The organism is Rhodoferax sp. (genome assembly GCF_034520025.1).
In the GTDB taxonomy this organism is placed as follows: Bacteria; Pseudomonadota; Gammaproteobacteria; order Burkholderiales; family Burkholderiaceae_C; genus Allorhodoferax.
Genome location: NZ_JAXHNZ010000002.1, coordinates 59610 through 85145, shown reverse-complemented (window position 1 = coordinate 85145; position 25536 = coordinate 59610). Strand labels below are relative to the sequence as shown.

At 55.0% G+C, this 25536-nt stretch carries 23 protein-coding genes and 2 tRNA genes; 7 read left to right on the top strand and 18 right to left on the bottom strand.

Translation table 11 applies throughout. The features are described from left to right. From fabZ to rpsB, 12 genes are all read right to left on the bottom strand, one after another. Window positions 1-441, bottom strand: coding sequence for a 3-hydroxyacyl-ACP dehydratase FabZ (fabZ, locus tag U5L73_RS08735; RefSeq protein ID WP_322562016.1), 441 nt, complete (start codon window positions 439-441; stop codon window positions 1-3). Beyond that, on the bottom strand, window positions 438-1421 hold the full coding sequence (gene lpxD, locus U5L73_RS08730) for a UDP-3-O-(3-hydroxymyristoyl)glucosamine N-acyltransferase (protein ID WP_322563475.1): 984 nt from the start codon (window positions 1419-1421) through the stop codon (window positions 438-440). The genes fabZ and lpxD overlap by 4 nt, the downstream gene beginning before the upstream one ends. A 24-nt stretch (window positions 1422-1445) precedes the next feature. Further along, window positions 1446-1955, bottom strand: a complete 510-nt coding sequence (locus tag U5L73_RS08725; RefSeq protein WP_416221285.1) for an OmpH family outer membrane protein — start codon at window positions 1953-1955, stop codon at window positions 1446-1448. Then, window positions 1955-4252: an outer membrane protein assembly factor BamA gene (gene bamA, locus U5L73_RS08720; protein ID WP_322563474.1), complete on the bottom strand. Its 2298-nt coding sequence runs from the start codon at window positions 4250-4252 to the stop codon at window positions 1955-1957. Before bamA ends, U5L73_RS08725 begins: the two co-directional genes overlap by 1 nt. A gap of 47 nt (window positions 4253-4299) precedes the next feature. Then, the gene (gene rseP / locus U5L73_RS08715; RefSeq protein WP_322562015.1) at window positions 4300-5658 is read right to left on the bottom strand and encodes an RIP metalloprotease RseP; all 1359 of its coding nucleotides are present in this window, start codon (window positions 5656-5658) and stop codon (window positions 4300-4302) included. A 15-nt stretch (window positions 5659-5673) separates the two neighbouring features. After that, window positions 5674-6861, bottom strand: coding sequence for a 1-deoxy-D-xylulose-5-phosphate reductoisomerase (gene ispC, locus U5L73_RS08710; RefSeq protein WP_322562014.1), 1188 nt, complete (start codon window positions 6859-6861; stop codon window positions 5674-5676). A gap of 12 nt (window positions 6862-6873) precedes the next feature. After that, entirely contained in the window at window positions 6874-7719 is an 846-nt protein-coding gene (locus U5L73_RS08705; protein WP_322562013.1) for a phosphatidate cytidylyltransferase, read from the bottom strand. A gap of 28 nt (window positions 7720-7747) precedes the next feature. After that, window positions 7748-8455 carry a polyprenyl diphosphate synthase gene (gene uppS / locus U5L73_RS08700; protein ID WP_322562012.1) on the bottom strand — a complete coding sequence of 236 codons (708 nt, stop codon included), beginning with the start codon at window positions 8453-8455 and terminating at the stop codon, window positions 7748-7750. Window positions 8456-8465: 10 nt separating this feature from the next. Next, window positions 8466-9026: a ribosome recycling factor gene (gene frr, locus U5L73_RS08695; protein ID WP_313875790.1), complete on the bottom strand. Its 561-nt coding sequence runs from the start codon at window positions 9024-9026 to the stop codon at window positions 8466-8468. Between the two features lie 36 nt (window positions 9027-9062). Next, complete coding sequence (pyrH, locus tag U5L73_RS08690; RefSeq protein WP_313875789.1) at window positions 9063-9785, bottom strand: UMP kinase; 723 nt, start codon at window positions 9783-9785, stop codon at window positions 9063-9065. A gap of 38 nt (window positions 9786-9823) precedes the next feature. Further along, on the bottom strand, window positions 9824-10747 hold the full coding sequence (gene tsf / locus U5L73_RS08685; RefSeq protein ID WP_322562011.1) for a translation elongation factor Ts: 924 nt from the start codon (window positions 10745-10747) through the stop codon (window positions 9824-9826). Between the two features lie 82 nt (window positions 10748-10829). After that, window positions 10830-11582: a 30S ribosomal protein S2 gene (gene rpsB / locus U5L73_RS08680; protein WP_313875787.1), complete on the bottom strand. Its 753-nt coding sequence runs from the start codon at window positions 11580-11582 to the stop codon at window positions 10830-10832. A gap of 273 nt (window positions 11583-11855) precedes the next feature. Between rpsB and U5L73_RS08675 the strand changes: the two genes are divergently transcribed. Genes U5L73_RS08675 through U5L73_RS08660 form a run of 4 tightly spaced genes read left to right on the top strand, consistent with a single transcriptional unit; the run spans window position 11856 to window position 16344 of the window. After that, on the top strand, window positions 11856-13109 hold the full coding sequence (locus U5L73_RS08675) for an FAD-dependent oxidoreductase (RefSeq protein WP_322562010.1): 1254 nt from the start codon (window positions 11856-11858) through the stop codon (window positions 13107-13109). A 48-nt stretch (window positions 13110-13157) separates the two neighbouring features. After that, window positions 13158-14000 carry an HDOD domain-containing protein gene (locus U5L73_RS08670; RefSeq protein WP_322562009.1) on the top strand — a complete coding sequence of 281 codons (843 nt, stop codon included), beginning with the start codon at window positions 13158-13160 and terminating at the stop codon, window positions 13998-14000. Between the two features lie 12 nt (window positions 14001-14012). Beyond that, window positions 14013-14900 (top strand): MBL fold metallo-hydrolase, encoded by an 888-nt coding sequence (locus U5L73_RS08665; RefSeq protein WP_322562008.1) that lies wholly within the window; start codon window positions 14013-14015, stop codon window positions 14898-14900. Continuing rightward, the gene (locus tag U5L73_RS08660) at window positions 14890-16344 is read left to right on the top strand and encodes an NAD(P)H-hydrate dehydratase (protein WP_322562007.1); all 1455 of its coding nucleotides are present in this window, start codon (window positions 14890-14892) and stop codon (window positions 16342-16344) included. Before U5L73_RS08665 ends, U5L73_RS08660 begins: the two co-directional genes overlap by 11 nt. 70 nt (window positions 16345-16414) lie before the next feature. Here U5L73_RS08660 and rnr read toward each other — a convergent pair whose 3' ends face one another. After that, entirely contained in the window at window positions 16415-18682 is a 2268-nt protein-coding gene (gene rnr, locus U5L73_RS08655; RefSeq protein WP_322562006.1) for a ribonuclease R, read from the bottom strand. Between the two features lie 49 nt (window positions 18683-18731). Here rnr and U5L73_RS08650 point away from each other — a divergent pair. After that, window positions 18732-18816 (top strand) — tRNA-Leu (locus tag U5L73_RS08650). Between the two features lie 106 nt (window positions 18817-18922). On the opposite strand, the gene rimO is transcribed toward U5L73_RS08650, so the two are convergent. From rimO to U5L73_RS08635, 3 genes are all read right to left on the bottom strand, one after another. Next, window positions 18923-20326 (bottom strand): 30S ribosomal protein S12 methylthiotransferase RimO, encoded by a 1404-nt coding sequence (gene rimO / locus U5L73_RS08645; protein ID WP_322562005.1) that lies wholly within the window; start codon window positions 20324-20326, stop codon window positions 18923-18925. Window positions 20327-20371: 45 nt separating this feature from the next. Beyond that, window positions 20372-20821 (bottom strand): polyhydroxyalkanoate synthesis repressor PhaR, encoded by a 450-nt coding sequence (gene phaR, locus U5L73_RS08640; RefSeq protein WP_322562004.1) that lies wholly within the window; start codon window positions 20819-20821, stop codon window positions 20372-20374. A gap of 119 nt (window positions 20822-20940) precedes the next feature. Then, window positions 20941-21017, bottom strand: a tRNA-Val gene (locus tag U5L73_RS08635). 147 nt (window positions 21018-21164) lie between these two features. Here U5L73_RS08635 and U5L73_RS08630 point away from each other — a divergent pair. Beyond that, on the top strand, window positions 21165-21923 hold the full coding sequence (locus U5L73_RS08630) for a 3-hydroxyacyl-CoA dehydrogenase (protein ID WP_313880990.1): 759 nt from the start codon (window positions 21165-21167) through the stop codon (window positions 21921-21923). Window positions 21924-21971: 48 nt separating this feature from the next. On the opposite strand, the gene U5L73_RS08625 is transcribed toward U5L73_RS08630, so the two are convergent. Both U5L73_RS08625 and U5L73_RS08620 read right to left on the bottom strand, forming a co-directional pair. Beyond that, window positions 21972-22862 carry a DMT family transporter gene (locus tag U5L73_RS08625; RefSeq protein ID WP_322562003.1) on the bottom strand — a complete coding sequence of 297 codons (891 nt, stop codon included), beginning with the start codon at window positions 22860-22862 and terminating at the stop codon, window positions 21972-21974. A gap of 60 nt (window positions 22863-22922) precedes the next feature. Continuing rightward, the gene (locus tag U5L73_RS08620) at window positions 22923-23705 is read right to left on the bottom strand and encodes an SDR family oxidoreductase (RefSeq protein ID WP_313875779.1); all 783 of its coding nucleotides are present in this window, start codon (window positions 23703-23705) and stop codon (window positions 22923-22925) included. Window positions 23706-23842: 137 nt separating this feature from the next. On the opposite strand from U5L73_RS08620, the gene U5L73_RS08615 reads away from it, so the two are divergent. After that, entirely contained in the window at window positions 23843-25534 is a 1692-nt protein-coding gene (locus U5L73_RS08615) for an electron transfer flavoprotein-ubiquinone oxidoreductase (RefSeq protein ID WP_322562002.1), read from the top strand. Window positions 25535-25536: the final 2 nt, after the last annotated feature.

The following is a 25536-nucleotide window of genomic DNA, read 5'->3' as shown; positions in this document are numbered from 1 at the left end:
TTAGCTGATGGCGCGCATGGCGCAGGTCAACTCGGCCTCACAGGCCAACTCATTCCCGACCATGGCACTGGCTTTGAATTTAAAGATTCCGGCTTTCATACGCAGCATTTCCACGTTGAGCGTGAGCTGGTCGCCCGGCTCTACCGGGCGCTTGAAGCGTGCGCCGTCAATCCCTGCAAAGTAGTAGACCATCTGGTCGTTAGGAGAGGTATCCAGCGCATCGAAAGCCAGCAAGGCAGCAGCTTGGGCCAGTGCCTCCAACATCAACACACCCGGCATCACGGGGCGGTGAGGGAAATGCCCCTCAAAAAACGGCTCGTTGATCGTGACGTTCTTCAGCGCCTTGATGGTTTTACCTTTGTCCAACTCCAGCACGCGATCCACCAACAAAAAGGGATAGCGGTGCGGCAATTGCTTCAAAATTTTATGGATATCCATCATGGCTTCTTCTCTTTTTCCAGGGTTTTAATTCGATCGCGCAGGCTGTGCAGTTGCTTCAATGAAGCCGCATTGCGCTCCCAATTCGCGTTTTCATCTAGCGGGAATATCCCCGTGTATTGGCCCGGCTTGTGAATCGACTTGCTCACTACAGTGGCTGCAGAAACATGTACGCCCGAAGCCAAAGACAAATGGCCGAGGATGATCGCCCCTCCACCCACCGTGCAGCCCGAGCCGATAGTGGCTGAGCCAGCGACGCCAACGCAACCCGCCATAGCTGTGTGTGCGCCGATACGGACGTTGTGGCCAATCTGAATCAGGTTATCCAGCTTGACACCATCCTCAATCACCGTGTCTTGCAGGGCGCCACGGTCAATACAGGTGTTGGCGCCGATTTCAACGTCATTGCCGATTCTCACCGCGCCCAACTGCTCAATTTTTTCCCAGCGAGCACCGTCAGGAGCAAAGCCAAAACCATCAGCACCAATGACCACGCCCGAATGCACGATACAACGATCACCAATCTGACAATCCTCGCCTACTGTGACGCGGGACTTCAACACTGTGTGTTCGCCGACACGAGCACCCGCCTCAATAACGCACAAAGGGCCGATGCGGGCTGTTGCTGCAATGCAGGCCTCTGGGTGCACTACTGCGCTGGGGTGAACCAGCGGCTCAATACCGGTTGGGCGCGCTTTTAACTGCCGCCAAAGCTGCGTTAATCGCGCGAAATACAGATAAGGATTGGGCGTGACGATACAGGGGCCACGACGGGCGCCGTCAGCCGCCATGGCCGGGCTCACGATCACGCAGCCTGCTTGACTCACAGACAGCTGTTGCTGGTATTTCGGATTACTAAGAAAGCTGATGTCTTGCGCCGTGGCTGACTCCAGAGGCGCAAGGCCTGAAATCATGACATCGCCTGGACCGATAAGCTCTCCACCAAGGTTCAATACCAAGGAGGAAAGCGAATGGGAACTCACATGAGATAACGCTTGCGACAAAGTTTACTTGGCGCTTTGGTTGAGGATTTTCAGTACCTTTTCGGTGATGTCATGACGTGGGCTGCTGTAGACCACCTCTTGGATCACGATGTCGTACTTTTCGTCCGTGGCAACTTGTTTCACTGCCTTATTCGCCTTGTCCAAGACTTGTTGCAACTCTTCATTACGACGGCCATTCAAGTCTTCTTGGAATTCACGCTGCTTGCGCTGGAAGTCGCGATTTTGCTCTGCGAATTCTTTCTGACGTGTGGTCCGCTGAGCTTCGGACATCGCGGGCGCGTCACGCTCGAACTTGTCGCTCATGGACTTCAGCGATTGCTGAACGTCCGCGAGATCTTTCTGACGCTTGGAAAACTCCGCCTCCAACTTCGCCTGTGCGGCCTTCGCTGGCGCAGACTCTGTCGTGATACGTTGTGTATTGATGTAACCGACCTTGGACTCTTGGGCAAAACCGCTGGTGGCCGTCAAAGCCATCGCAGCCACCAACGCCCATTTGATTTGTGCTGTTTTCATTAAAAAGTGGTTCCAATTTGAAATTGAATAGACTGCATTTTATCTGCGTCAAATTTGGATAATGGCCGGGCAAAAGCCAAACGCAAAGGTCCAACCGGGGAAATCCAACTGATACCCACACCGAAAGAAGAACGCATTTCAGAGAGCTGAATAGCCTCATTAGGCGCGTAGATGCCACCCGCGTCGACGAAGGCAAAGCCGCGCAAGGTACGGTCATTCCCGCCACCGGGCAAGGGAGACAATAGCTCCGCGTTGAACACTACTTTCTTCGCACCGCCTGTTGCAGTCAGGGATGCGGCACGTTGAGCTGCGGTAGTGAGACTTCCCTGCTCGAAGCCACGGACCGAGCCGAGTCCACCCAGGTAGTAATTTTTAAAAATCGGATAAGAACTGGAACCGGTCGCAGCTCCAATTGATAACTCGCTGTTGAAAGCCGCTGTAACTTTGCGATTGATAGGAACAAACTGCTGATACTGTGCTGTTCCTCGAACGTATCGCATATCGCCGCCGACGCTCCATTCGCCATTGGCACGGATCACTCGACCCGTGCTAGGTACAAGGGCACTGTCACGGGTATCGCGGGACCAACCGATCGTCAGCGGAATAGCTGTTGCGGTAAAACCGAATTCTCGAGCGTAGTCCTCATAGACTACGGGCAAAAGTGTACCCGGGATGATTCGTGTCTTGTCTGCGCCAGCCCCGAAAAACACCGTGTCTGAGTCAGAAAACGGCACTCCGAAACGAACGCCTACGCCCATCGTTTCAATCGCGTAGGTATTCACATCGTCAAAAGGACGAGTGGTTCGCTGATAAAGATCAAAAGTTCGAGATACGCCATCTTCCGTAAAGTACGGATCTGAAGTACTCAGGACTACGGTACGGTTGGCTTTGCTGGTATTTACCTCAATTCCGAGAGAATTACCCGACCCGAAGGCGTTATCTTGCTTAAATCCGAAGGAAAATCCTAGGCCCTCAGCGCTTGAAATACCTGCCCCAAGACTGATACTCCCAGTGGGCTTTTCCACCACAGAAATGGTGAGGTCGACCTGATCGGGAGCGCCGGCTACCTCTTGGGTTTCGATGCCGACATTAGTGAAGTAGCCCAACCGATCTACGCGGTTTCGGGACAAGCGAATTTTTTCACCGTCGTACCAAGCAGCTTCGAGCTGGCGGAATTCGCGGCGAATCACTTCGTCGCGAGTCCGGTCGTTACCCGCAACATTGATACGCCGCACGTATACACGGCGTGATGGCTCGCCCACGAGGGTGATTTCCACGCGATTCGTGGTGCGATCGATCTCTGTGCGAGCCTCAGCGCGCGCGAAGGCATAGCCAAAATTCGCGAAATAATCAGTAAACGCCTTTGTTGTCTGAGCCACGTCTGTGGCGTTGTAAGGCTCACCCGCCTTGATCGTTACCAAGGACTGAAATTCGGCTTCCTTACCCAAAAAATTACCCGCCAACTTGATGTTGGATACCGCGAATTGCTCTCCTTCGGTCATGCTGAGCGTGATCGCAATGTCTTTTTTGTCCGGCGAGATGGCCACCTGGGTAGAGTCCACCTTGAACTCCAAAAAACCACGCGCCAAATAATATGAACGGAGTGTCTCTACATCCGCGTTCAATTTGGTGCGCGTGTAGCGGTTGGATTTGGTATACCAACTCAGCCAATTACCCGTGTCTGAATCAAACAGACCACGCAGCGTGCTCGAAGAAAACGATTTATTGCCAACGAACGAAATCTCGCTGATTTTGGCAACTTCACCTTCAGTGACAGCGAAGCTCACGTTTACCCGGTTGCGCTCAATCGGCGTGACTGTGGTGACAATTTCTACGGCATACATGCTTTTGCTGATGTACTGCCGTTTCAACTCCTGCTCTGCGCGGTCAACAAGCGCCTTGTCAAAGGGGCGACCATCCGACAACCCAATATCGCGCAAGGCGCGTTTGAGTACATCCTTGTCGAACTCCCGATTCCCAGAGAAATCGACGTCCGCCACATTGGGACGCTCTTCGACAATCACAACGACTACGCCGTTGTCGCTCTCGATGCGGACATCCTTAAACAAGCCCAAGGCGAACAACGCCCTGATGGACGCCGCTGCCTTTTCATCAGTGTAGGTGTCCCCCACTCGGACCGGGATAGACGCAAAAACGGTACCGGCCTCAACACGCTGCAAGCCCTCGACACGAATGTCTTTCACGGGAAAAGGGTTGATGGCCCATGTATTCTGAATCAGGAACGTCAAAAGACCACCAACGGCCGCAAAACGGACCTTGCGACTGCTTGTTTTCATTAATTTCAATTTGAATCTCCGAGGGTCTAGGTTGCCATGAAGGTGGCCTAACCCAAGATATGTTGGATGTCGTTGTACAAGGCAACCGACATCATCACCAACAACAACGCAATTCCGAGTCGTTGCAGTCGTTCCCACCACTTTTCAGGCACCGGACGACCGGTGACGCCTTCCCAAAGATAATACATCAGGTGACCACCATCCAAGACAGGCAGGGGTAGTAGGTTGAGCACCCCCAAGCTGATGCTCACCAAAGCGAGAAAGCCTACAAAAGAGACAAAACCCAATGCAGCTGACTTACCCGCATAGTCCGCAATTGCCAGGGGGCCGTTCAGGTTGGTCAGCGATACCTGCCCCGTCAGCATTTGACCCATGGTTGTGAGCGACATCCATGCGATATCGCCGGTCTTTCTTACGGCGCGCCATATGCCCTCGAAGAGCCCGTACTGTACCTCCACCATTTCAGGTATCGAGCCCACAAAGGCCCCCACCCTCCCGATGGTTTGCCCGCCTGAGCGATCAAACGCAGGAGTAACGGACAGGCGCAAGCTTTCAGAGCCTCGGACGACGACCCACTCCATCGGCTTTTCAGGCGAGGACCGAATCATTGCACGCAAGGTAGATGCATCAGCAATGGAAGCGCCATTGACCGATGTGACCAAATCATTGGACTGCAAACCCGCCAAAGCTGCGCGCGAATCAGGCGCCACATCCCCCAATACCGGCTTGGAAAAAGGAGATACCCACCCAATTCTCTGAAACATAGACGCATCTGCTGCGTTGGTCGATGTTTGCGCAAAACTGAGCGACCGGACAACAGGTGAGCCAGATGTTTTTTCTTGACCCGGTACGGTTTCAATATAAAGCGTCGATTGCCCCAGTGCCGCCGATGTCAGCTGCCAGCGAAATTCATCAAAAGTTTGAACTGGTTCTAACGCATCCGGTGAGGCCCCAACACGTAATACGCGCTCGCCGCCAGTCCACCCCCCCATCTCTGCTTGAGAACCCGTGACCGGGACTGGCAAGACAGGCGCAGCTGCCGGAGTCGCTTGCCAATTCAGCAGGGAGTACAGCAATACTGCGAAGGCCAGATTAACCAACGGACCTGCAGCCACGATGGCGCTTCGCCTGCTGAGGGACTGGGTGTTGAATGCTCGATGGCGATCCACTGCATCCACTTCTGCTTCGCGCTCGTCGAGCATTTTTACGTATCCGCCCAAAGGAATGAGGCTCACAGCGAATTCCGTACCGCTGTGAGAACTCACTCTGCTCCAGAGCTTGGGACCGAAGCCGATTGAAAACCGCAAAACCTTGACCCCACAGGCCCGCGCAACAATGTAGTGTCCCCACTCGTGCACCGCAACCAATAGGCCTATCGCAACAAGGAAGGCGACTATGGTTTGCATGGATTTCCTCTTATTTCAGGTCGAGACTGCGCGGCAGTGCTGGGTAGCCACCGCACGTGCTTCAGCATCAAGCGCCAAAAGCGCAGCCAAATCGTCTGGTGATGTGTACGACAAAGTGTTAAGGGTTGCACGATTTACCGTATAAATCTGATCAAAGCGTATTTCACGGTTCAAAAATGCAGCGACGGCGACTTCATTGGCAGCATTCAGTACAGCTGTTGAGCCACTTTGCCCCTCTAAAGTTTCCCAGGCCAAGAAAAGTCCGGGAAAGCGGCTTTGGTGCTGTTCATCACGAATCGATTCGAACGTCCACGACGACATGGTCGAAAAGTCCAAGGGCGCCGCTCCCGACTCCACGCGCTTTGGCCACGACAAACCGTAGGCTATCGGCCCGCGCATATCCGGAGTACCCAACTGGGCAACCACGGAGTGGTCCACATACTGAACCATGGAATGGATTACGCTTTGAGGATGAATCAAGACATCAATTTGACGAAGCGAGACATTGAACAAATATTTAGCCTCGATCACCTCTAGGGCTTTGTTCATCATGGTGGCGGAGTCCACCGAAATTTTGCGCCCCATCACCCAGTTGGGGTGCGCGCAGGCCTGCTCAGGGCTTGCTGCTGCGATCTGTGAGGGTGACCATGTTCTGAAAGGACCACCTGACGCTGTCAATATGAGTTTGTCCACCGACGCTTTCCAGAGGCTTTTGTCAGCCGGCAAGGACTGGAAAATCGCGGAGTGTTCGCTGTCAATCGGTAGTAATGTGGCGCCGCCTCGCTCTACCGCTGACATAAAGACGTTGCCGCCAACTACCAAGGCCTCTTTGTTCGCCAGCAACAGCCGCTTACCAGCAAGCGCAGCAGCAATGCAAGACTCTAGTCCTGCCGCCCCCACAATTGCGGCCATGACTATGTGAACGTCTGGGTGAGATGCCACTTCACTCAAAGCATGGGCGCCTGATAACACCTCCGTGCTCATGCCCTCAGCCCTTAAGCGTGACTGCAAAGTAGTGGCACTCAAGGAATTCACCATCACAGCGTAGCGCGGCCGGAATTCCAGACACTGCTCCACCATCTGGTCTACGCGCGTGGATGCTGTTAACGCAAAAACCTGAAACCGGTCAGTGTGTCTGCGCAAAACGTCCAATGTATTGACACCAATTGAACCGGTCGACCCCAAAACTGAAACCTGTTGCATGGAAGCCCCGAACTAAAACGCTTGCAAAAGCATGGCAAGTGGAATGACTGGCAGAAGTGCGTCGACTCTGTCCAGAACTCCTCCGTGGCCAGGCAACAGCTGACTGCTGTCTTTGGCACCTGCAGAACGCTTGACCAGCGACTCCAACAAGTCACCACAGATACTCATCAACCCCAAGAAAATAGCGCCCAGCAGCATAAACAGCCAATGACGCTCGGCCAATATCGAAAAGATGCTTTTGGAGTCCATCAAGAAATGCTGGTCAGCCATGCACCAGCCGAAGGCGAGGAGCACCACACCAATCAAGCCACCGATAGCACCTTCGCGCGTTTTCCCGGGACTGATGCCTGGTGCCAACTTATCGGACAAGAAACGTCCACCGAATCTGCGGCCCGCGAAGTAAGCAGCAATGTCAGCGACCCAAACGAGAGCCATTGCAGAAAACAAGAAGTTGATGCCAAGAGCCCTGGCATTGACGACAGCCAGCCATGCAAACCACAAAAGCACGAAACCCAACAGCTGACGCAATGCCGATGGGATCAAAGGCCACGCAGGAACACCCGCCATCAGCAAAATGCCACCACCGACCACCCATGCAAGCGCCGACACCGACCAAATAACGCTCATGGTCTTTGCCGGCAATGGAAAGGACCAGAATAAGAAACAAACCGCAGCAAAGACGACGCCCGCTACAAGAGCCCCCGAATCAGAAGATTGATTCAGCCGAAACCATTCCCATGCCCCACAGGCCATCAGGACACCTGCGACCCCGGCAAACGCTGCGGGATTAGGATAAAAAACCGCAGGGAGAAGCACAGCAAGTAACGCTACTGCCGTAAAAATGCGTAGGCGCAACATAGGTACCCTGGTAAGAGAGGCTTAGAGACTACGCAATCTGAGCCGAGGTTTTGCCGAAACGACGCTCTCTGGAGGCAAACTCCTCCAGCGCGACGTCCAAATCCGCTTCCGCATAATCAGGCCATAACTTCGGGCTGAAGATGAGCTCGGAGTAGGCGGACTGCCACAACAAGAAATTACTAATCCTGAATTCACCGCCGGTCCGAATAAGCAAGTCCGGGTCAGTTGACGGAGCCAATGCCATGGCCTCGCCCAGAGTTTGCTCCGTAATTGCGGCACCACGGGCAACCAAGGCATTCGCCGCTTGCACGATATCCCATCGCCCGCCGTAGTTGAAGCAAATGTTGAGGTCCAGTGAGTTGTTGCCCGAGGTGTCCGATTCCGCTTGGCTCAAGCCGTGCTGAACCTTCTCAGAGAGACCAGCGCGACTTCCAACAAAACGGATTCGAACGCCCTCTGCACTCAGCTGAGCGACCTCGCGGGTGAGCGCACCGACGAGAATGTCCATCAAGCCGGAAACCTCATCAGCGGGTCGACTCCAGTTCTCTGAGGAAAACGCAAACACTGTCAGTGCCGCGATGCCTCGTGATGGACAAGCCCGGACTATGCGCTTCAACGCCTCTACCCCTTGCTTGTGGCCTGCTAAACGCGGCAAAAAACGCTTCGATGCCCATCTGCCGTTTCCATCCATCACGATGGCGACATGGAGTCCAGATGGATTTCCGGGTGATGACATCTGCAAGGCCTTAAACGGCCATCAAATCTTGCTCTTTGGATGCTACCAAACGGTCGACTTCCGTGATGTGCTTGTCTGTCACCTTTTGAACATCGGCTTCGCAACGCTTTTGATCATCTTCGGAAGCAAGTTTGTCTTTCACTAGCTTTTTCACTGCTTCGTTGGCGTCACGGCGCAGATTGCGGATAGCAACTTTGCTCGCCTCGCCTTCTCCGCGCACGACCTTGGTGAGTTCCTTGCGCCGCTCCTCCGTCATCGCCGGCAAGGGAACGCGAATCAACTCACCCAAACTGGAAGGGTTCAATCCGAGATCGCTGTCACGAATCGCCTTCTCGATCTTCTGGGCCATGTTCTTTTCCCAAGGCTGCACGCTGATAGTCCGAGCATCAATGAGAGACAAGTTGGCAACTTGGCTCAGCGGCACCATGGAGCCGTAGTAGTCCACATGGACCGTATCCAACAACGCAGGATTCGCACGCCCGGTGCGAATTTTGGTCAAGTTGTTTTTCAAAGCTGCGATGGACTGCTCCATCTTGGTATCCAGCGTTTTCTTGATTTCAGCAACGGACATTTTTTCCTCGCTCAGTATCTATCTACAACCCGATGCTCAAACGTGCACCAAGGTGCCTTCGTCTTCGCCCATCACAACACGCTTAAGCGCGCCATGCTTGAAGATTGAGAAGACTTTGATTGGCAGTTTTTGATCACGGCACAGGGCAAACGCTGCAGCATCCATAATCCCTAGATTTTGGGTCATCGCGTCGTTAAAGGTGATTTTGGAATAGCGCGTTGCGGCCGGATCCTTTTTCGGATCGGCGGTGTAAACACCATCCACTTTCGTCGCCTTCAAGACCATTTCAGCTCCGATCTCCGCGCCGCGCAACGCAGCCGCAGTATCGGTTGTGAAGAAGGGATTACCTGTACCAGCAGCAAAAATGACGACTTTGCCCTCTTCGAGATATTGCAACGCCTTTGGACGAACGTAAGGCTCAACAACCTGCTCGATCCCGATCGCAGACATCACGCGCGCCGTCAAACCCGCTTTGTTCATGGTATCGCCCAAGGCCAATGCATTCATCACTGTAGCAAGCATCCCCATGTAATCAGCTGTTGCGCGGTCCATGCCGACCGAACCACCAGCTACCCCACGGAAAATATTACCCCCGCCAATCACAACGGCCACTTCAACACCCAAGCGCGTCACTTCCGCAATCTCATCCACCATGCGGACGATGGTGTCGCGATTGATACCGAACTGGTCGTCACCCATCAAGGCCTCGCCTGACAGCTTAAGCAAAATTCTCTTGTAAGCAGGTTTGGATTGACTCATAGATGACTCCCGTTCGGTGGACGATTCGTGTTGTGGAATTAAGTGGACTGCTTGGCAGCCGCAACTTGCGCTGCAACTTCTGCAGCAAAGTCATCGACCTTCTTCTCAATGCCTTCGCCCACTACGTACAGCGTGAAACCCTTCACAGTTGTATTGATGGACTTCAACATCTGCTCCACAGTTTGCTTGTCGTTTTTGACAAAAGGCTGGTTGAACAAAGAGACCTCTTTCAGGTACTTCTGAACACCACCCTCGATGCGCTTGGCCACGATTTCTGCAGATTGAACAGGTTTGCCTGCTGCAGTTGCGACTGCAGCATCTTCTGCAGCCTTCGCAGCTGCCACGGAACGCTCACGCTCCACCAGCTCAGCAGGAACTTGGTCTGCAGACAAGGACACGGGCTTCATGGCAGCTACGTGCATCGCCACATCTTTCGCGGCGGATTCGTCGCCATCGAACTCAACAACCACACCGATACGGGTGCCGTGCAGGTAGGAAGCTAGCTTAGCAGAGCCGTCGAATCGCTTGAAACGACGGAAGGTCATGTTTTCGCCGATCTTGCCGATCAAGCCTTTGCGGACGTCTTCGAGTGTGGGGCCAAAGCCGTCTTGCTCGTAAGCCAAAGCGCTCAATGCAGCCACGTCAACCGGGTTATGCTGAGCAACGAGTGCCGCTGCGGCCGAAGCCAATGCCAAGAAGCTGTCGTTCTTGGTCACAAAGTCAGTTTCGCAGTTCACTTCGATCAACGCGCCAACGCCATTGGCAATGCTGGAGGCAACAACGCCTTCAGCTGTCACGCGGGCAGCGGCTTTACCAGCCTTGCTACCCAACTTGACGCGCAAAATTTCTTCCGCCTTGGCCATATCGCCTTCGGCTTCAGTCAGTGCTTTTTTGCACTCCATCATTGGAGCATCGGTCTTGCCGCGCAGTTCTGCCACCATGCTCGCTGTAATTGCTGCCATTTGTATTCTCCGAATCTAAACAGTTTAAATGAAGGCTAAAAAAAAGGGGCAACAAAGCCCCCTTTTCCGGGTGCAGAAGGGCTTAAGCGGAAGCTTCGCTCACTTCAACGAACTCATCATTGCCTTCAGCGGCAACGGCCTTGACCACGTCGTCCACGGCATTTGCACGGCCTTCCAGAATCGCGTCAGCGATTCCGCGGGCGTACAAAGTGACCGCCTTCGAAGAGTCGTCGTTACCGGGAATCACGTAGTCGATGCCTTCGGGGGAGTGGTTGGAGTCCACAACGCCGATCAAAGGAATGCCCAACTTGCGAGCTTCCGCGATAGCAATCTTGTGGTAACCAACGTCGATCACAAAAATCGCATCTGGCAAGGTATTCATTTCTTGAATACCGCCAATGTCTTTTTCCAATTTTTCCAGCTCACGAGCAAACATCAACTGCTCTTTTTTGCTCATGCTGTCCAAACCGGCTTCTTGCTGGACTTTCATGTCCTTCAGGCGCTTAATGGAAGTCTTGACGGTTTTGAAGTTCGTCAACATACCGCCCAACCAACGCTGGTCCACAAAGGGAACGCCAGCGCGCTGAGCTTCTGCGGAGACAATTTCACGAGCTTGACGCTTTGTGCCAACCATCAAAATGGTGCCACGCTTTGCGGACAATTGGCGAACGAACTTCGCTGCCTCCTGGAACATCGGCAAAGACTTTTCCAGGTTGATGATGTGAATTTTGTTACGGTGACCGAAGATGAACGGTGCCATCTTGGGGTTCCAGAAGCGGGTTTGGTGACCAAAGTGGACGCCTGCTTCCAACATTTCGCGCATTGTGACTGCCATATTTAACTCCGAAGGTTGGGTCTGAAATCCGCCCCGCTGATTGCGCAGCTACTCGCTGGCACAACACCTTTGGGGGGCGATTTGTGATTACTTAGTGGGCACTTACCCCTTAAGGCTGACGAGTATAGCATGCAGCACCCATGAATAGCCTGCGCGCCCTGTGCGAACAGCAGTGAGAACGATCGTAATTTGGCGGCATTTGCAGCGGAAAATTCAGTAAAGCTATGAAAAAATACAGGATCTGGACAAGAGATTTACAAGTCGAAAGCTGAAATGAAAATTGCGGTAGTGGGAGCAGGTGTGGTTGGCCTCGCAGCAGCGCATGAGCTCTGCAATCGGGGACACGAAGTTACCGTTTTTGACAAAAGCGGAGCCGCGGGTGAAGGCAGCACCTTTGCGAATGGCGGCATTTGCAGTCCGGCGTACGCGCTTCCTTTTTCAGGCGTGCGAGTTTCGGGGAACCACTTGAGCAGGTTTAGCCAACTCACCCGAAAGCTCACCCGACTCCGCAAAGGTTCATTACCGGACTTGCGCTGGTTGTGGCAGGCCTCCAGCCATGGGTCCGAAGAAACGGTTACCAGTCGCATCCGGTTCGCTCAACAATTGATTCAAAGCAGCATTGAAATCAACGACGCCACGATCAAAGACGGCATGCTAGAGCTGGAACAAAGTGATGGGCAATTGATTCTTCTGCGCAATGACGAAGAGCTCAACACATTCCACCGAGTTTTGGACAGCATGAAAGCGCTGGAGATGCCGTTCCAAGTGCTAGAGGTATCTGAACTTGAGGTTGCCGAGCCCTCGCTACAGAACCACGGCCACATCCGCAAAGCCATCCGCTTGCCCACAGACCGCGTCATGAACTGTCGGCAGTTTGTCTTGGCCATCAAGCAGCAATTCACCCAAGCTGGTGGCAAACTCGCATTCCAAAGCGAGGTCACGGGAGTAGTCGCAGGAGCCCAACCGATAGTCCGGCTGGCTAGTGGTGAGCAGCATGCGTTCGATCAGGTGGTGTTGTGCACGTCCACTGCGCGAAACAAGATCACGCTGAGAACACCAGCAATCAGCGCCATTGCAGAGCTCAGTGCCTACGCCCTGAGCGTTGGCATTCGAGAGCCACTGAACGCGCCGAAAAGTGCGGTACAGGACCATAAGACGGGAATCACCATCAGCAGACTCGGCAAACGCTTGCGCGTTTGCGGTGGTGCAGAGCTCAATCGGGGCAGCGCGGGCGACCATGACAAACGGGTGATTGCACGACTTTTTAACGCGCTGGACCAATACTTCCCTGGAGCCGCAAACTATGCGGGTGGCAGTCAGGTATGGCGCGGAAGTTGCGGATACACACCAGACGGTCTCCCCTTGGTTGGGGACGCAGGTGCACCGGGACTCTGGATCAACCTGGGGCACGGTGCCAATGGCTGGGGAATGGCAAGCGGTTCCGCTCGATTACTATGCGAACAAATAGAGGGGCGTCCAGCCAGCCTTTCGGGCGATTTCCTTCACCCGCTGAGGTTCAACCGGTAATCGATTGCCTCCATTCTCTAAACAAGACAGACACCATAGGGGAAACGCATGAGCCCGGAACTTACGCAAAAGCTCACTGCGGCTGTGGACAAAATGCCCGCATTCCCAAAAAGCGTAGAAAAAATCCTGGTGCTTACGCGCAACGTGGACAGCACACCGAAGGATCTGGTTGATGTCATCGACAAAGACCCGGTTGTTACCGTTAAGGTCCTGAAGGTTGTGAACTCGGTGTACTACAGCCTGCCTCGTCAAGTGACCTCCATCGGGCATGCGGTCGTCTACTTAGGCTTCAACACGATCAAGAACCTTGCCCTCAGCATTGCGGCCATCGGAATGCTTCCACAAGAAAATAAGGCGGGGTTTGATGCGCAGGCTTACCTGCTCCATTCACTTGCGACGGCAGGTCTCGCAAAGAAACTCGCCAGCAGGGTTCAGGACGCTGATCCTATGGATTGCTTTATCGCCGGCCTGCTGCACGATTTTGGGAAAGTGGTTTTTGCGCAGTTTATGCCCGAAGAATTCAAACTCGGTTTGGAGCGAAGTGCAAATGATGGCTCTTCATTGCATACCGCATTGCAAGCCACGATCGGGGCAGACCATTCCATCGTAGGCGCCATGCTGGCAGAGAAATGGCGCTTCGCCCCGGAGCTGGTTGAAACAATCAGGCATTTGTCGCCCCACGACTTCAAAGACACTGACATGATTGCTTGTGTATTTGCTGCCAACCAGATCAGCAAGTGCTTGGCCTTTGGATTTGCAGGAAACCACCGTATCGATGAACTTCCCATAGCGCTGCAAGAGCGTCTGGGTGGAACACTGGATGAAGTCATAGCGTCATTAGGCGACCCGAGGGTGATCTTCGAAGAAGCGCAAGTGTTCGCAACGTTGTAAAAGGACTCGCGTATGAAAGTCAGGTTTTGGGGCGTGCGGGGAAGCATTGCCTCGCCGGGTCCTCACACAGTGCGCTACGGCGGGAATACCACCTGCATTGAAATTCGCACCGACAACAATGAGCTGATCATTCTGGATGCGGGCACCGGTATCTTCCCCTTGTCCCAAACCCTGCTAGCCGAAATGCCGATAACGGCCAACGTGCTGATTACCCACTCACACTGGGATCACATCCAGGGGCTGCCCTTCTTTATCCCGAATTTCATCCCCGGGAACACACTGCGCCTTCACGGCGGCTTTGACCCCGTATCGGGCAAAGGCATTGAGCAAGTGATGTCTGTTCAGCTGCAATACAGCTATTTTCCTGTCCGTGAGGAGGAAATGAAAGGGCGGATTGAATACGTGACCCTGTCCCCGGGGGAGCCGGTACAAGTCGGCAGCGCGACGGTAACGCCTTGTCTTCTCAATCACCCGGTAGTGGATTTCGGCTATCGAATCGACTGCAACGGTAAATCGGTTTTTTTTACCGGTGACCACGAACCCCCCTACAACATCTACGACCCTCAAGATGAAGGCTATGCGGCCTATCAGAGCCTTGTGGACGAAAAGAACCGTGCAATCGTCGAGGCCATTCGCGGCGTCGATGTGCTGATCGCAGACACCTCGTACACCGCAGAGGAATACCCTGCAAAAAAAGGCTGGGGGCATGGCACCTTCGCCACGAGCATTGAACTCGCCCAGCAGGCTGGCGTCCAAGTGCTTTTCTGTACCCATCACGAACCCACTCGTAGCGATGATGCGCTGGAAAGCGCCTTCGCAAAAGCACTGAGCCAACACGGCGCACCCCAACAAGGGCTTGACATACGATTGGCTCGCGAAGGTGATACCTATGAGTTTTGAGTGGATCGCAAGCCACCAAAGCGCCAAACCGACCACAGAAATACCTCTGCTCTCCAGCGCGGGTATACGCGCTATCGAAGCATCTGCCGAGCCGGTCATCGGCCAACCCGGCTTGATGGAGCAAGCCGGACTAGCGATTGCGCGCTGGGTGCTCGCTCAAGCCCCACACGCGCAATTTTTTTGGATCGCATGCGGCAACGGCAATAACGGTGGAGATGGCGCTGAAGCTGCCATCCATCTCCATCGCTGGGGCAAAACCGTCTATGTAAGTGCTGTCAAAAGCCCAAAAAGCGCTCCTGCCGATGCGTCCAGGGCTTGGACCCGTTTGGTCGCTGAAGGCATCGCAGTGCACCATGAGGCGCCAGACAGCTGGGATGTTTGTATAGACGCCCTCCTCGGCATCGGACTTCAACGCCCCCCTGAGCCACCTTATGCGGAGTGGATCAAACGCATCAATCAAGCAGCAAAGCCCACCTTTGCGATTGACGTCCCGAGCGGCCTGAATGCCGACACCGGTTCTACGTTCGAACCGGTGGTGCAAGCGTCTGCCACTTTGAGCCTCGTTGGGTTGAAACCGGGACTGTTTACCCACCAAGGTCGGGATGTATGTGGTGACATCTGGCTGCACAAACTAGGGACGGAGAGCACGACTGAACACATCCGGTGCACATTGAACCCGACACCCAAGCCCCTCCCCAGACCCCACGCAAGTCACAAGGGAAGCTTTGGAGATGTCGCGATCGTGGGCGGGGCACTTGGCATGCAAGGTGCCGCAGTGTTGGCGGCTTGCACCGCCTTGCACGCGGGTGCCGGCCGGGTCTTTCTCGCTTTCTTGAACAGCCAAGGACTGCAAGGCCTATGTATTCCGCCCGATATCATGCTGCGCAGCCCCGACACGCTGCCACACCAAGGCCTTACCGTCGTTGCGGGCTGCGGGGGTGGGCACGACATCAGCCACCAGTTACCCCACTGGCTAGAGCTTGCAGAGCGCTTGGTCATCGATGCTGACGCACTGAATGCTATTGCAATCAGACCAGACCTTGCACAGGCACTTGTCCAGCGCCGCGCCGACACCACGGTGATAACGCCACACCCGCTGGAAGCAGCGCGCTTGCTTGGGTGCAAGACCACCCAGATTCAAGCCAACCGGCTCGACGCGGCCCAGAGATTGGCGGAAACGTTTCAATGCACGGTCATACTGAAAGGGTCTGGCAGTGTGATCGCAACCCCTGGTCGAAAGCCACGCATCAACCCCACAGGAAATGGCCGTCTCGCCATCGGTGGAACGGGCGATGTACTTGCGGGCCTGACCGGCACACTCTGGTCACAGCGCAGCACAATTTGGGAAGCTGCGTCAGAAGCTTGTTATATCCATGGGCTGTTGGCAGACCAATGGCCACAGCAAACAACCTTGACTGCCAGTCGCCTGATCGAACACCTATAAAAAAAGCTGCTAGCCCCCATTTAACAGGGACTAGCAGCTCTCATTTTTATAGCAGTTTTGATTGCAGCTCTTATCGCCGTTTCTTCGCTGTCTTTTTTACCGAGGGTGCTGTTTTGTCTGCAGAACGGCTACTCTTGGTCGCTTTTGCCGCTGACCGTTGCTGCCTGACTTTGCCGTTGAAGATCGGCGAGTGCGGCGGATCCAGATCTGGGCGATCACCGAATTCAGCGCGTCCCGATTTTGAATCACGGGAATGCCCTTTGTCGGCGGGCACCTTGGGGAGAGGACCCTGACCTTCTTGGACCAATCGGAAATCGATCTTGCGACCGTCCAAATCCACACGACTCACTTGGATACGAACCCGGGTACCGATCGCATAGCGAATACCTGTCCGCTCGCCGCGCAGCTCCTGCCGGGCTTCATCGAAACGGAAATACTCTCCACCCAACTCGGTGATATGAACCAAGCCCTCTACATACATAGCATCGAGCGTCACAAACAAACCAAACGTGGTCGCCGATGACACAACCCCTGAATACTCCTCACCCAGGTGCTCGCGCATGTACTTGCACTTGAGCCACGCCTCCACATCTCGACTAGCCTCATCCGCCCGGCGCTCATTGGCACTGCAATGCAGACCAGCCGCCTGCCAAGCGGTACCCTCCGCATTAAGCTTCTTGGGCTTGGTTTCCGGATTGCTCACCCTCGAAGCCAGATTTTTTTCCAGACGTCTTGCAAGCTTGGCATGCGCCTCACCGGGCGTAGGTAGTGCCGGGAGTTGGTATTTGGTCTTGGCAAGAATGGCCTTGATCACACGGTGCACCAACAAATCCGGGTAGCGCCGGATCGGGCTGGTGAAGTGAGTGTAGGCATCGAACGACAAGCCGAAATGTCCGCTATTGATCGGCGTGTAAATGGCCTGAGACATGGAGCGCAACAGCATCGAGTGGATCTGCTGCGCGTCGGGTCGGTCTTTAGTCGCCTCAGCAATCGTCTGAAACTCCCCCGGTGCGGGGTTGTCACTGATCGTCATGCCAATGCCACTAGCCTTCAAATAGCTACGCAATATTTCCTGCTTCTCAGGCGTTGGGCCTTCGTGCACACGGAACAGACCTTGATGCTTGTTCTGGGCAATGAAATCTGCACTGCAGACGTTCGCTGCGAGCATGGCCTCTTCAATCAACCGATGCGCTGTGTTGCGAGTACGCGGCACGATCTTTTCGATCCGACCGTTTTCATCACAAACAATCTGTGTCTCCGTAGTCTCGAAATCCACCGCACCCCGCTTGTGGCGGGATTTGAGTAATGCCTGGTAAACACCATGCAAGTTCAAGAGATCCTGCACACGCTCTTTGCGCTTGCTAGCTTCAGGCCCCCGTGTATTGCCAAGAATGGCCGCCACTTCGGTGTAAGTAAACCGAGCGTGACTCCACATGACTGCAGGGTAAAACTGGTAGGCATCAACCTCGCCATCCTCGGTGACGAACATATCGCACACCATGCACAGCCGTTCGACTTCCGGATTCAGCGAGCACAGCCCGTTAGACAGTTTTTCCGGCAGCATAGGAATGACACGGCGCGGAAAGTACACGCTGGTGGCTCGGTCATAGGCATCCACATCGATGGCATTGCCCGTTTCCACGTAGTGACTAACGTCGGCAATTGCCACCAACAAACGCCAACCTTTGAGCGCCGTCTTGCCACGCCCTTTGGTTGCGGGTTCGCAATACACCGCATCATCAAAATCTCGGGCATCTTCACCATCGATGGTGACCAACGGAATGTCTGTCAAATCAATACGTTGCAGCTTGTCTTGCGGACGCACCTTGTCCGGTAATGTGCGCGCCATCGCAACACAAGCATCAGAAAACTCATGCGGCACGCTGTATTTGCGCACGGCGATTTCAATTTCCATACCGGGGTCATCAACTTCACCCAGTACTTCTTTGATGCGCCCCACAGGCTGTCCGAACAGCGCAGGCGGCTCAATTAGTTCAACGACCACCACCTGGCCGGGTTTTGCCACACCGGTAGCACCCCTCGGAATCAAAACATCCTGACCGTAGCGTTTGTCTTCTGGCGCAACCAGCCAAACACCGCTTTCCTGCAACAGGCGGCCAATGATCGGTTGGTTAGAGCGCTCGGTGATTTCAACAACACGCCCCTCGGGGCGACCTTTGCGGTCACTGCGCACGATACGAACCTTGACGTGGTCTTTGTGCAGCACAGCCCGCATCTCGTTAGGGGGAAGATAAATATCAGGAGCACCGTCGTCGCGGGACACAAAACCATGTCCATCCCGATGCCCTTGAACAATTCCTTCAACTTCTTCCAGCAAATTGCTGTTTTGGCCTAAATGTTTGATATACTACTCCCTTTCCTGAGATGCCCAGATGGCGGAATTGGTAGACGCACTAGTTTCAGGTACTAGCGAGTAACATCGTGGAGGTTCGAGTCCTCTTCTGGGCACCAATAATGGTAATGTAGTTAATGAAAAGCCGCTGTGAAAACAGCGGCTTTTTTTTGCCTGTGTGATTCGTGCCACTGACCGCTAGATGCATCGGTCAGTGGCTAAAAATCAGATGGGAAGTGCAACCAAGTCGTGACCTTGCGCACTCACAATTCGCGCCTTGGTGAACTCACCCACTTTCAGTGTCTTGCTGATTTTCTCGGGTGGCAACAAACGCACCACGCCATCAATTTCTGGAGCATCCGCGTAACTGCGCCCCACCCCACCCTTGCGACCCAACGCTGGCGCAGAATCCACTAGCACGTGCATCACAGAGCCGACACGGCGCTGCAAACGAGCTGCAGATACCTCTTCAGCAACCTGCATGAATCGGGCGCGACGCTCCTCGCGAACTTCCACTGGCAACATGCCGGGCAAGTCATTGGCGGTTGCGCCATTTACTGCGCTGTATGCAAAGCAACCTGCACGGTCAATCTGGGCTTCTCGCACAAAGTCGAGCAGGTGCTCAAACTCTTCTTCAGTCTCACCAGGGAAGCCTGCAATAAAGGTACTGCGCACCACCAACTCCGGGCAAGCTTCGCGCCACTGCTGCAAACGCTCTAGGTTTTTTTCACCACTGGCAGGCCGCTTCATCCGGCGCAGCACATCAGGGTGGCTATGTTGCAAAGGAACATCCAGGTAAGGCAGCACACGGCCTGTCGCCATTAAAGGCACAATTTCATCCACACTGGGGTATGGGTAGACATAGTGCAACCGGACCCAGGCGCCATAAGGCTCCGCAATGTCACCAAGCGCCTGCACCAGCTCCAACATACGGGTCTTCACGGGCTTGCCAGCCCAAAATCCGGTGCGGTACTTGACGTCAACACCATACGCCGAAGTGTCTTGACTGATCACCAACAGCTCTTTCACGCCCCCCTCAAACAAGGCGCGCGCTTCATTCAGAACATCGCCAATCGGGCGGGACACTAAGTCGCCGCGCATACTGGGGATGATGCAGAAGGTGCAACGGTGATTGCAACCCTCGCTGATTTTCAAATACGCGTAATGGCGCGGCGTAAGCTTGATGCCCGCCACACCAAAAGATTGCGGAACCAGATCCAAAAATGGGTCGTGCGGTTTTGGCAGATTGGTATGCACAGCATCCATCACCTCCTGGGTCGCATGGGGACCGGTCACCGCGAGCACTTTCGGGTGCATCTGGCGCACCATGTTCTCACCACCTTCAGTGGTCTTGGCACCGAGGCAACCCGTCACGATGACGCGCCCGTTTTCCGCCAGCGCCTCTCCGATGGTGTCCAGGCTCTCTTTCACCGCATCATCGATAAATCCGCAGGTATTGACGATGACCAAGTCAGCGCCCTGGAAGGTCTTTGAAGTTTGATACCCCTCGGCACTCAATTGGGTCAGGATGAGCTCGGAGTCTGTCAGCGCCTTGGGGCAACCCAAACTCACAAAACCTACCTTGGGGGCGGCATTCGTGGCCGAGACGGAGTTCAAAATTTCAGTCATAGTGTGAAGTTCCAGAGCCCGCCCCTCAGAGAGCCGCCAACCAGCTTAACGCTTGATTCCGAAGTTACCGAGGAATTGCTCAGTTTGTTTTTGCATATGTTCCTGCATCTGCTGGAACATGTTGTTGCCCATTACGCCCTGCACCATGGGCGCCTGCATATCCATCAGCGCTTGCATGTTTTTTTCAAGGTAACCACCCATCATTCCCTGCATGGCATGTCCATAAAAACGGATGATGTTGGATAGCACGGGCGCGGTGAACATTGGAGACCCATTGGCCTCCTCTTCCAGAATGATTTGCAGCAAGATGCTTCGCGTCAGGTCTTCACCCGATTTCGCATCGACCACTGCAAAAGACTCGCTGTCCATCACCAGCTGCTTGATTTCCGCCAGCGTAATGTACGTCGACGTGTCGGTATCGTACAAACGGCGGTTGGGGTATTTTTTGATGACCCGCTGAGAAGCCCTGGAGTCTTTACTGGAAGTTTTTTGCATGTCGATCGCTCTGCACCGGGTGTGTGAGCCAAGTAAGTGTTGCAGTGCAGCACATTCTAGAGAGAGACCGCTTGGCGCCGACCTAGGAATACCCTAGATGAAGCCTTGGAGGAGAAATGTGGTAGGCGCAATTGGACTCGAACCAACGACCCCCACCATGTCAAGGTGGTGCTCTAACCAGCTGAGCTATGCGCCTACATTTATCCTAGAGGCCAAAGTATAGCAGCATAAAAATGCGCTTCTTTTGAAAAAGCCCGAAAAAAGTTCAAATAGATCAAAAGACCGCTGCGCCATAATTGACGTTTACGTAAACGTCAATCCATCCCCTTACAAGGAGCACTCCATGGAAATCGCAGGAAAAGTCTTTATCGTGACCGGCGGCGCATCTGGCCTCGGCGAGGGCACTGCCCGCATGCTGACAGCCAAAGGCGGCAAAGTCGTCATAGCAGACATGCAGGCAGAAAAAGGCGAGGCCATTGCCCGGGAACTGGGCGGCGCATTCGTCAAGTGCGACGTCAGTAACGAAGCTGATGGGCAAGCCGTCGTGGCCCAAGCAGTCTCCATGGGCAAGCTCATGGGCTTGGTGAACTGCGCGGGCATTGCTCCTGCCGAAAAGACGGTGGGAAAGAACGGCGCGCATGCGCTGGCATCTTTCAGCAAAACGATCACCGTCAATTTGATCGGCAGCTTCAACATGATCCGCCTCGCCGCCGAGGCCATGAGCAAAAACGAACCTGAAGCAACCGGCGAGCGCGGCGTCATGATTTCTACCGCCTCCGTGGCCGCCTATGACGGACAGATCGGTCAAGCAGCCTACAGTGCCTCCAAAGGCGGCGTGGTGGGTATGACATTGCCCATTGCACGCGACCTCGCCCGCAACGGCATCCGAAACATGACCATTGCCCCCGGGATTTTCGGCACGCCGATGTTGTTCAGCATGCCCCAAGATGTGCAAGACGCGCTGGCAGCAGGTGTTCCATTTCCTTCGCGCTTGGGCACTCCGCAGGATTACGCCAAATTAGCCGTTCATATTTTTGAGAACGACATGCTCAACGGCGAGGTGATCCGCTTGGACGGCGCGATCCGACTCGCTCCGAAGTAAAGCCAGCCCATCACTCAAACGGGTGCGACGTCCAAAGGGCGCCGCACCTTAGCGATGCGCACGTACCGAAGCCACCAGACCCAACAAGAAAATACCACTGGCCCACCACTGCAAAGTGTGCGGCCAGTCACCGTGCACGAGAAATGCGTAAAAGAGTGCGAAAAGCGTTTCCGACACGATGAGTTGACCGCACAAGCCCGCGCTCAAGCGACGACTCGCAAAGTTCCACAGCATGGTTGCAACCCATGCGGAGCCGACTCCCGTTGCTATACAAACCATAGCTGCTCGCACAATATCCGTGTGGGCCAGAAGCAATTCCAGCGGGGTACCCATCAGCCCCCAGAGGGCCACCGCGGCGACACCTGAGCTCACCCCCATCCAACTGGTCCAATCAGCAAGCGGGACCCCGGTATGCCGCTTCAACCAAGCGGAGTTGAGAATCGCGAAAACGACCCAACTCGCCATAGCCAGCAAGCCGTACAACACCCCACGCCAAAACACCCAGCCATGTGGCCGCGCGTCAGTGCTGCTTGCGCTATCAGCCACCATCATCAAAGCAACGCCCATCAGTGTGAGCAACAAACCCGGAACCAACCCCCGCCACCGCAGACCAACCGGCTTGCCCAGCAACATCACCCACACCGGAACGGTGCCAATGATCATGGTGGGCACTGCTACACCTGCATCACGGATGGCATAAACCAACAGCAAGTAATAGCCGGAAAAGCCGAGTGCACTGAGCAAGGCTGCGGTTCCGGCTTGGCGCCACGTTGGCATCCGAGAGCGGCCCCGGAAATAGCCCACGCTGACGATCAAGAGCGAAACCAGTCCAAAAACCGCAAACCTGCCCGCTGCGAGATCAACAGGCAACAACCCGGGCGCCAAAGCCGGCGCTACGAAGACCAAACCCCACAAGGCGCCCGCCGCCAGGCCGGCCATCACCCCGCTCAGCAAAACTTCACCAAAACCGGCAACCCAAACCCACTTGTCAAACGCCGCTCAAATTCCAAAACCATCGTCAGCCGCGATGACTGCTCCATTGATAAAGTGACTCTGATCAGAGCACAAGGTCACCAAAATGGCATCCAGATCTGCCGGGCGACCAATCCGCTTGCGCGGCAACATCTGCACCAGTTTTTGCCCTGCATCGGTATGCCAATGCTCGTGATTGATCTCGGTATCGATATAGCCCGGGCAGAGTGCGTTGACATTGATACCAAACTTGCCCCACTCCAGCGCCTGCGCTTTGGTCATTTGGATCACGGCAGCCTTGCTCATGCAATAGGCCCCGATTTGGGGCAAGACCCGCAGGCCTGCCATCGAGGCGATGTTGATGATGCGCCCACCGGTGTAACTGCCGGGTGCAGCACCTTTGGCGCGCGCAATCATCCGCTTGCCGACCTCTTGGGCTACAAAAAACGAACCTTTGACGTTGGTGTCAAAAATGAAGTCGTAATCCTCAGGGCTAACGTCTTGAAGTCGCTGCGTGGTGCTCACTCCAGAGTTGTTGATCAGGATGTCGATGGATCCCACCTCGGTCTCGGCGTGGGCTACTGCCGACTTGATCGAGTCGTGGTCTGTCACATCCAGTTCAATCACATGGGCATCGCCGCCCTGCCCTTCGATTTCGGCACGCAAGTCCTTGAGCTTGTCGATGCGGCGGCTGGCCAGCACCACCGCCGCACCTGCGGCCGACAAGGTGCGGGCAAACTGAGCCCCCAGCCCGCCAGATGCACCGGTGATGAATGCAATTCGCCCGGAAAGATCGATGCTGTAAGCCATTTAGAGTGCCTCCACAAATTAAAAAAGAACGGTCGTTCTTTTTTGTAAAATCAGCGAATAAAATCTGGTGCCGCTCGCGTGCGCTCTGGCGCGCGAACGCTGACAAGAAGACCACCCATTATTAAGCGAGACACCCCATGACAAACCAGGAAATACTGGCTCAATTCGGCCCCCGTGAATCCATGGAATACGACGTGGTCGTCGTTGGCGGCGGCCCCGGCGGCTTGGCAACGGCGATCCGCCTCAAGCAACTCGCCGCGGAAAAAGGCACCGATGTTTCGGTAGTTGTGCTCGAAAAAGGCTCTGAGCCCGGCGCACACATTTTGTCCGGCGCCATCATGGACCCCAAAGCGCTGACCGAACTGATTCCCGACTGGAAGGCATTGGGTGCCCCGCTGCACCAGCCGGTGACCGACGACGCTTATATTTTTCTGAGTGAAAAATCCGGCTTCCGTGTGCCCAACATGGTGCTGCCGCCCTTCGCGCACAACGATGGCAACTACATCATCAGCCTGGGCGCTGTCACCAAATGGTTAGCCGAGCAAGCAGAGAGCTTGGGCGTAGAAATTTTCCCGGGCTTTACCGCCGCTGAAGTGCTGTACAACGACGACGGATCAGTCAAAGGTGTGGCCACCGGCAACATGGGTGTGGGCAAAGACGGCGAGCCGATGGACAGCTTCCAGCTCGGGATGGAACTGCTGGGCAAATACACCGTGTTTGCTGAAGGCGCTCGCGGTCACTTGGGTAAACAGGTCATCGCCAAGTACAAGCTTGACGAGGGCCGCGATCCGCAGAGCTTCGGCATCGGCATCAAAGAGCTGTGGGAAATCGACCCCAGCCGCCACAAACCCGGCTTTGTGATGCACACCGCCGGCTGGCCCATGGAATCGGACACCTACGGTGGCGCGTTTTTGTACCACCTGGAAGACAACAAAGTAGCCTTGGGCTTTGTCACCGGCTTGGGCTACAGCAACCCCTACCTCAGCCCGTTTGAAGAGTTCCAGCGCTGGAAGACCCACCCGAACGTGCGCTACTACTTCGAAAACGAGAAAGGTGAAATCACGGCCAAGCGCTTGGGCTACGGCGCGCGCGCGATCAATGCGAGCGGCATCAACGCCCTGCCCAAAACCGTATTCCCCGGCGGCTGTCTGATTGGTTGCAACGCCGGTTACCTGAACGTGGGCCGTATCAAAGGCAGCCACGCCGCTATCAAAACTGGCATGTTGGCCGCTGAGGCTGCTTTTGATGCCGTAGTGGGCGGCCGCCAGCATGACGAGCTGAGCGCCTACCCCGAAGCCTTTGAGAAGAGCTGGCTGCACACCGAGCTGAACAAAGACCGCAACTTCAAAAACTGGTTCAAGTACGGCCTGACCACCGCCACGCTGATGAACGGTTTCGAGCAATTCGTGCTGCGCGGACACATCCCCTGGACCCTGCGCCGTGACAAGCCCGACCACGCCTACCTGAAGCCTGCGGCTGAGTGCAAACCCATTGTCTACCCTAAGCCGGATGGCAAGCTCACTTTCGACCGCTTGAGCAGCGTGTTCATCAGCAACACCAACCACGAAGAGCAGCAACCCGCCCACTTGACGCTCAAGGACGCCTCGGTGCCGGTGAGCATCAACCTCGCCACGTACGCTGGCCCCGAAGCTCGCTACTGCCCCGCAGGCGTGTATGAGTACGTGAAGAACGAAGACAACACCGACCGCTTGCAGATCAACGCCCAGAACTGCGTGCACTGCAAGACGTGCGACATCAAGGATCCGACCCAGAATATCGTCTGGGTCACGCCCGAAGGCGGCGGCGGCCCCAACTACGCGGGCATGTAAGA

Bases quoted from the DNA above. Each gene is read 5' to 3' on its own strand.
- fabZ (WP_322562016.1), bottom strand. From the start codon at position 441: ATGATGGATATCCATAAAATTTTGAAGCAATTGCCGCACCGCTATCCC.
- U5L73_RS08725 (WP_416221285.1), bottom strand. From the start codon at position 1,955: ATGAAAACAGCACAAATCAAATGGGCGTTGGTGGCTGCGATGGCTTTG.
- bamA (WP_322563474.1), bottom strand. From the start codon at position 4,252: ATGAAAACAAGCAGTCGCAAGGTCCGTTTTGCGGCCGTTGGTGGTCTT.
- rseP (WP_322562015.1), bottom strand. From the start codon at position 5,658: ATGCAAACCATAGTCGCCTTCCTTGTTGCGATAGGCCTATTGGTTGCG.
- ispC (WP_322562014.1), bottom strand. From the start codon at position 6,861: ATGCAACAGGTTTCAGTTTTGGGGTCGACCGGTTCAATTGGTGTCAAT.
- U5L73_RS08705 (WP_322562013.1), bottom strand. From the start codon at position 7,719: ATGTTGCGCCTACGCATTTTTACGGCAGTAGCGTTACTTGCTGTGCTT.
- uppS (WP_322562012.1), bottom strand. From the start codon at position 8,455: ATGTCATCACCCGGAAATCCATCTGGACTCCATGTCGCCATCGTGATG.
- frr (WP_313875790.1), bottom strand. From the start codon at position 9,026: ATGTCCGTTGCTGAAATCAAGAAAACGCTGGATACCAAGATGGAGCAG.
- pyrH (WP_313875789.1), bottom strand. From the start codon at position 9,785: ATGAGTCAATCCAAACCTGCTTACAAGAGAATTTTGCTTAAGCTGTCA.
- tsf (WP_322562011.1), bottom strand. From the start codon at position 10,747: ATGGCAGCAATTACAGCGAGCATGGTGGCAGAACTGCGCGGCAAGACC.
- rpsB (WP_313875787.1), bottom strand. From the start codon at position 11,582: ATGGCAGTCACAATGCGCGAAATGTTGGAAGCAGGCGTCCACTTTGGT.
- U5L73_RS08675 (WP_322562010.1), top strand. From the start codon at position 11,856: ATGAAAATTGCGGTAGTGGGAGCAGGTGTGGTTGGCCTCGCAGCAGCG.
- U5L73_RS08670 (WP_322562009.1), top strand. From the start codon at position 13,158: ATGAGCCCGGAACTTACGCAAAAGCTCACTGCGGCTGTGGACAAAATG.
- U5L73_RS08665 (WP_322562008.1), top strand. From the start codon at position 14,013: ATGAAAGTCAGGTTTTGGGGCGTGCGGGGAAGCATTGCCTCGCCGGGT.
- U5L73_RS08660 (WP_322562007.1), top strand. From the start codon at position 14,890: ATGAGTTTTGAGTGGATCGCAAGCCACCAAAGCGCCAAACCGACCACA.
- rimO (WP_322562005.1), bottom strand. From the start codon at position 20,326: ATGACTGAAATTTTGAACTCCGTCTCGGCCACGAATGCCGCCCCCAAG.
- phaR (WP_322562004.1), bottom strand. From the start codon at position 20,821: ATGCAAAAAACTTCCAGTAAAGACTCCAGGGCTTCTCAGCGGGTCATC.
- U5L73_RS08630 (WP_313880990.1), top strand. From the start codon at position 21,165: ATGGAAATCGCAGGAAAAGTCTTTATCGTGACCGGCGGCGCATCTGGC.
- U5L73_RS08625 (WP_322562003.1), bottom strand. From the start codon at position 22,862: ATGGCCGGCCTGGCGGCGGGCGCCTTGTGGGGTTTGGTCTTCGTAGCG.
- U5L73_RS08620 (WP_313875779.1), bottom strand. From the start codon at position 23,705: ATGGCTTACAGCATCGATCTTTCCGGGCGAATTGCATTCATCACCGGT.
- U5L73_RS08615 (WP_322562002.1), top strand. From the start codon at position 23,843: ATGACAAACCAGGAAATACTGGCTCAATTCGGCCCCCGTGAATCCATG.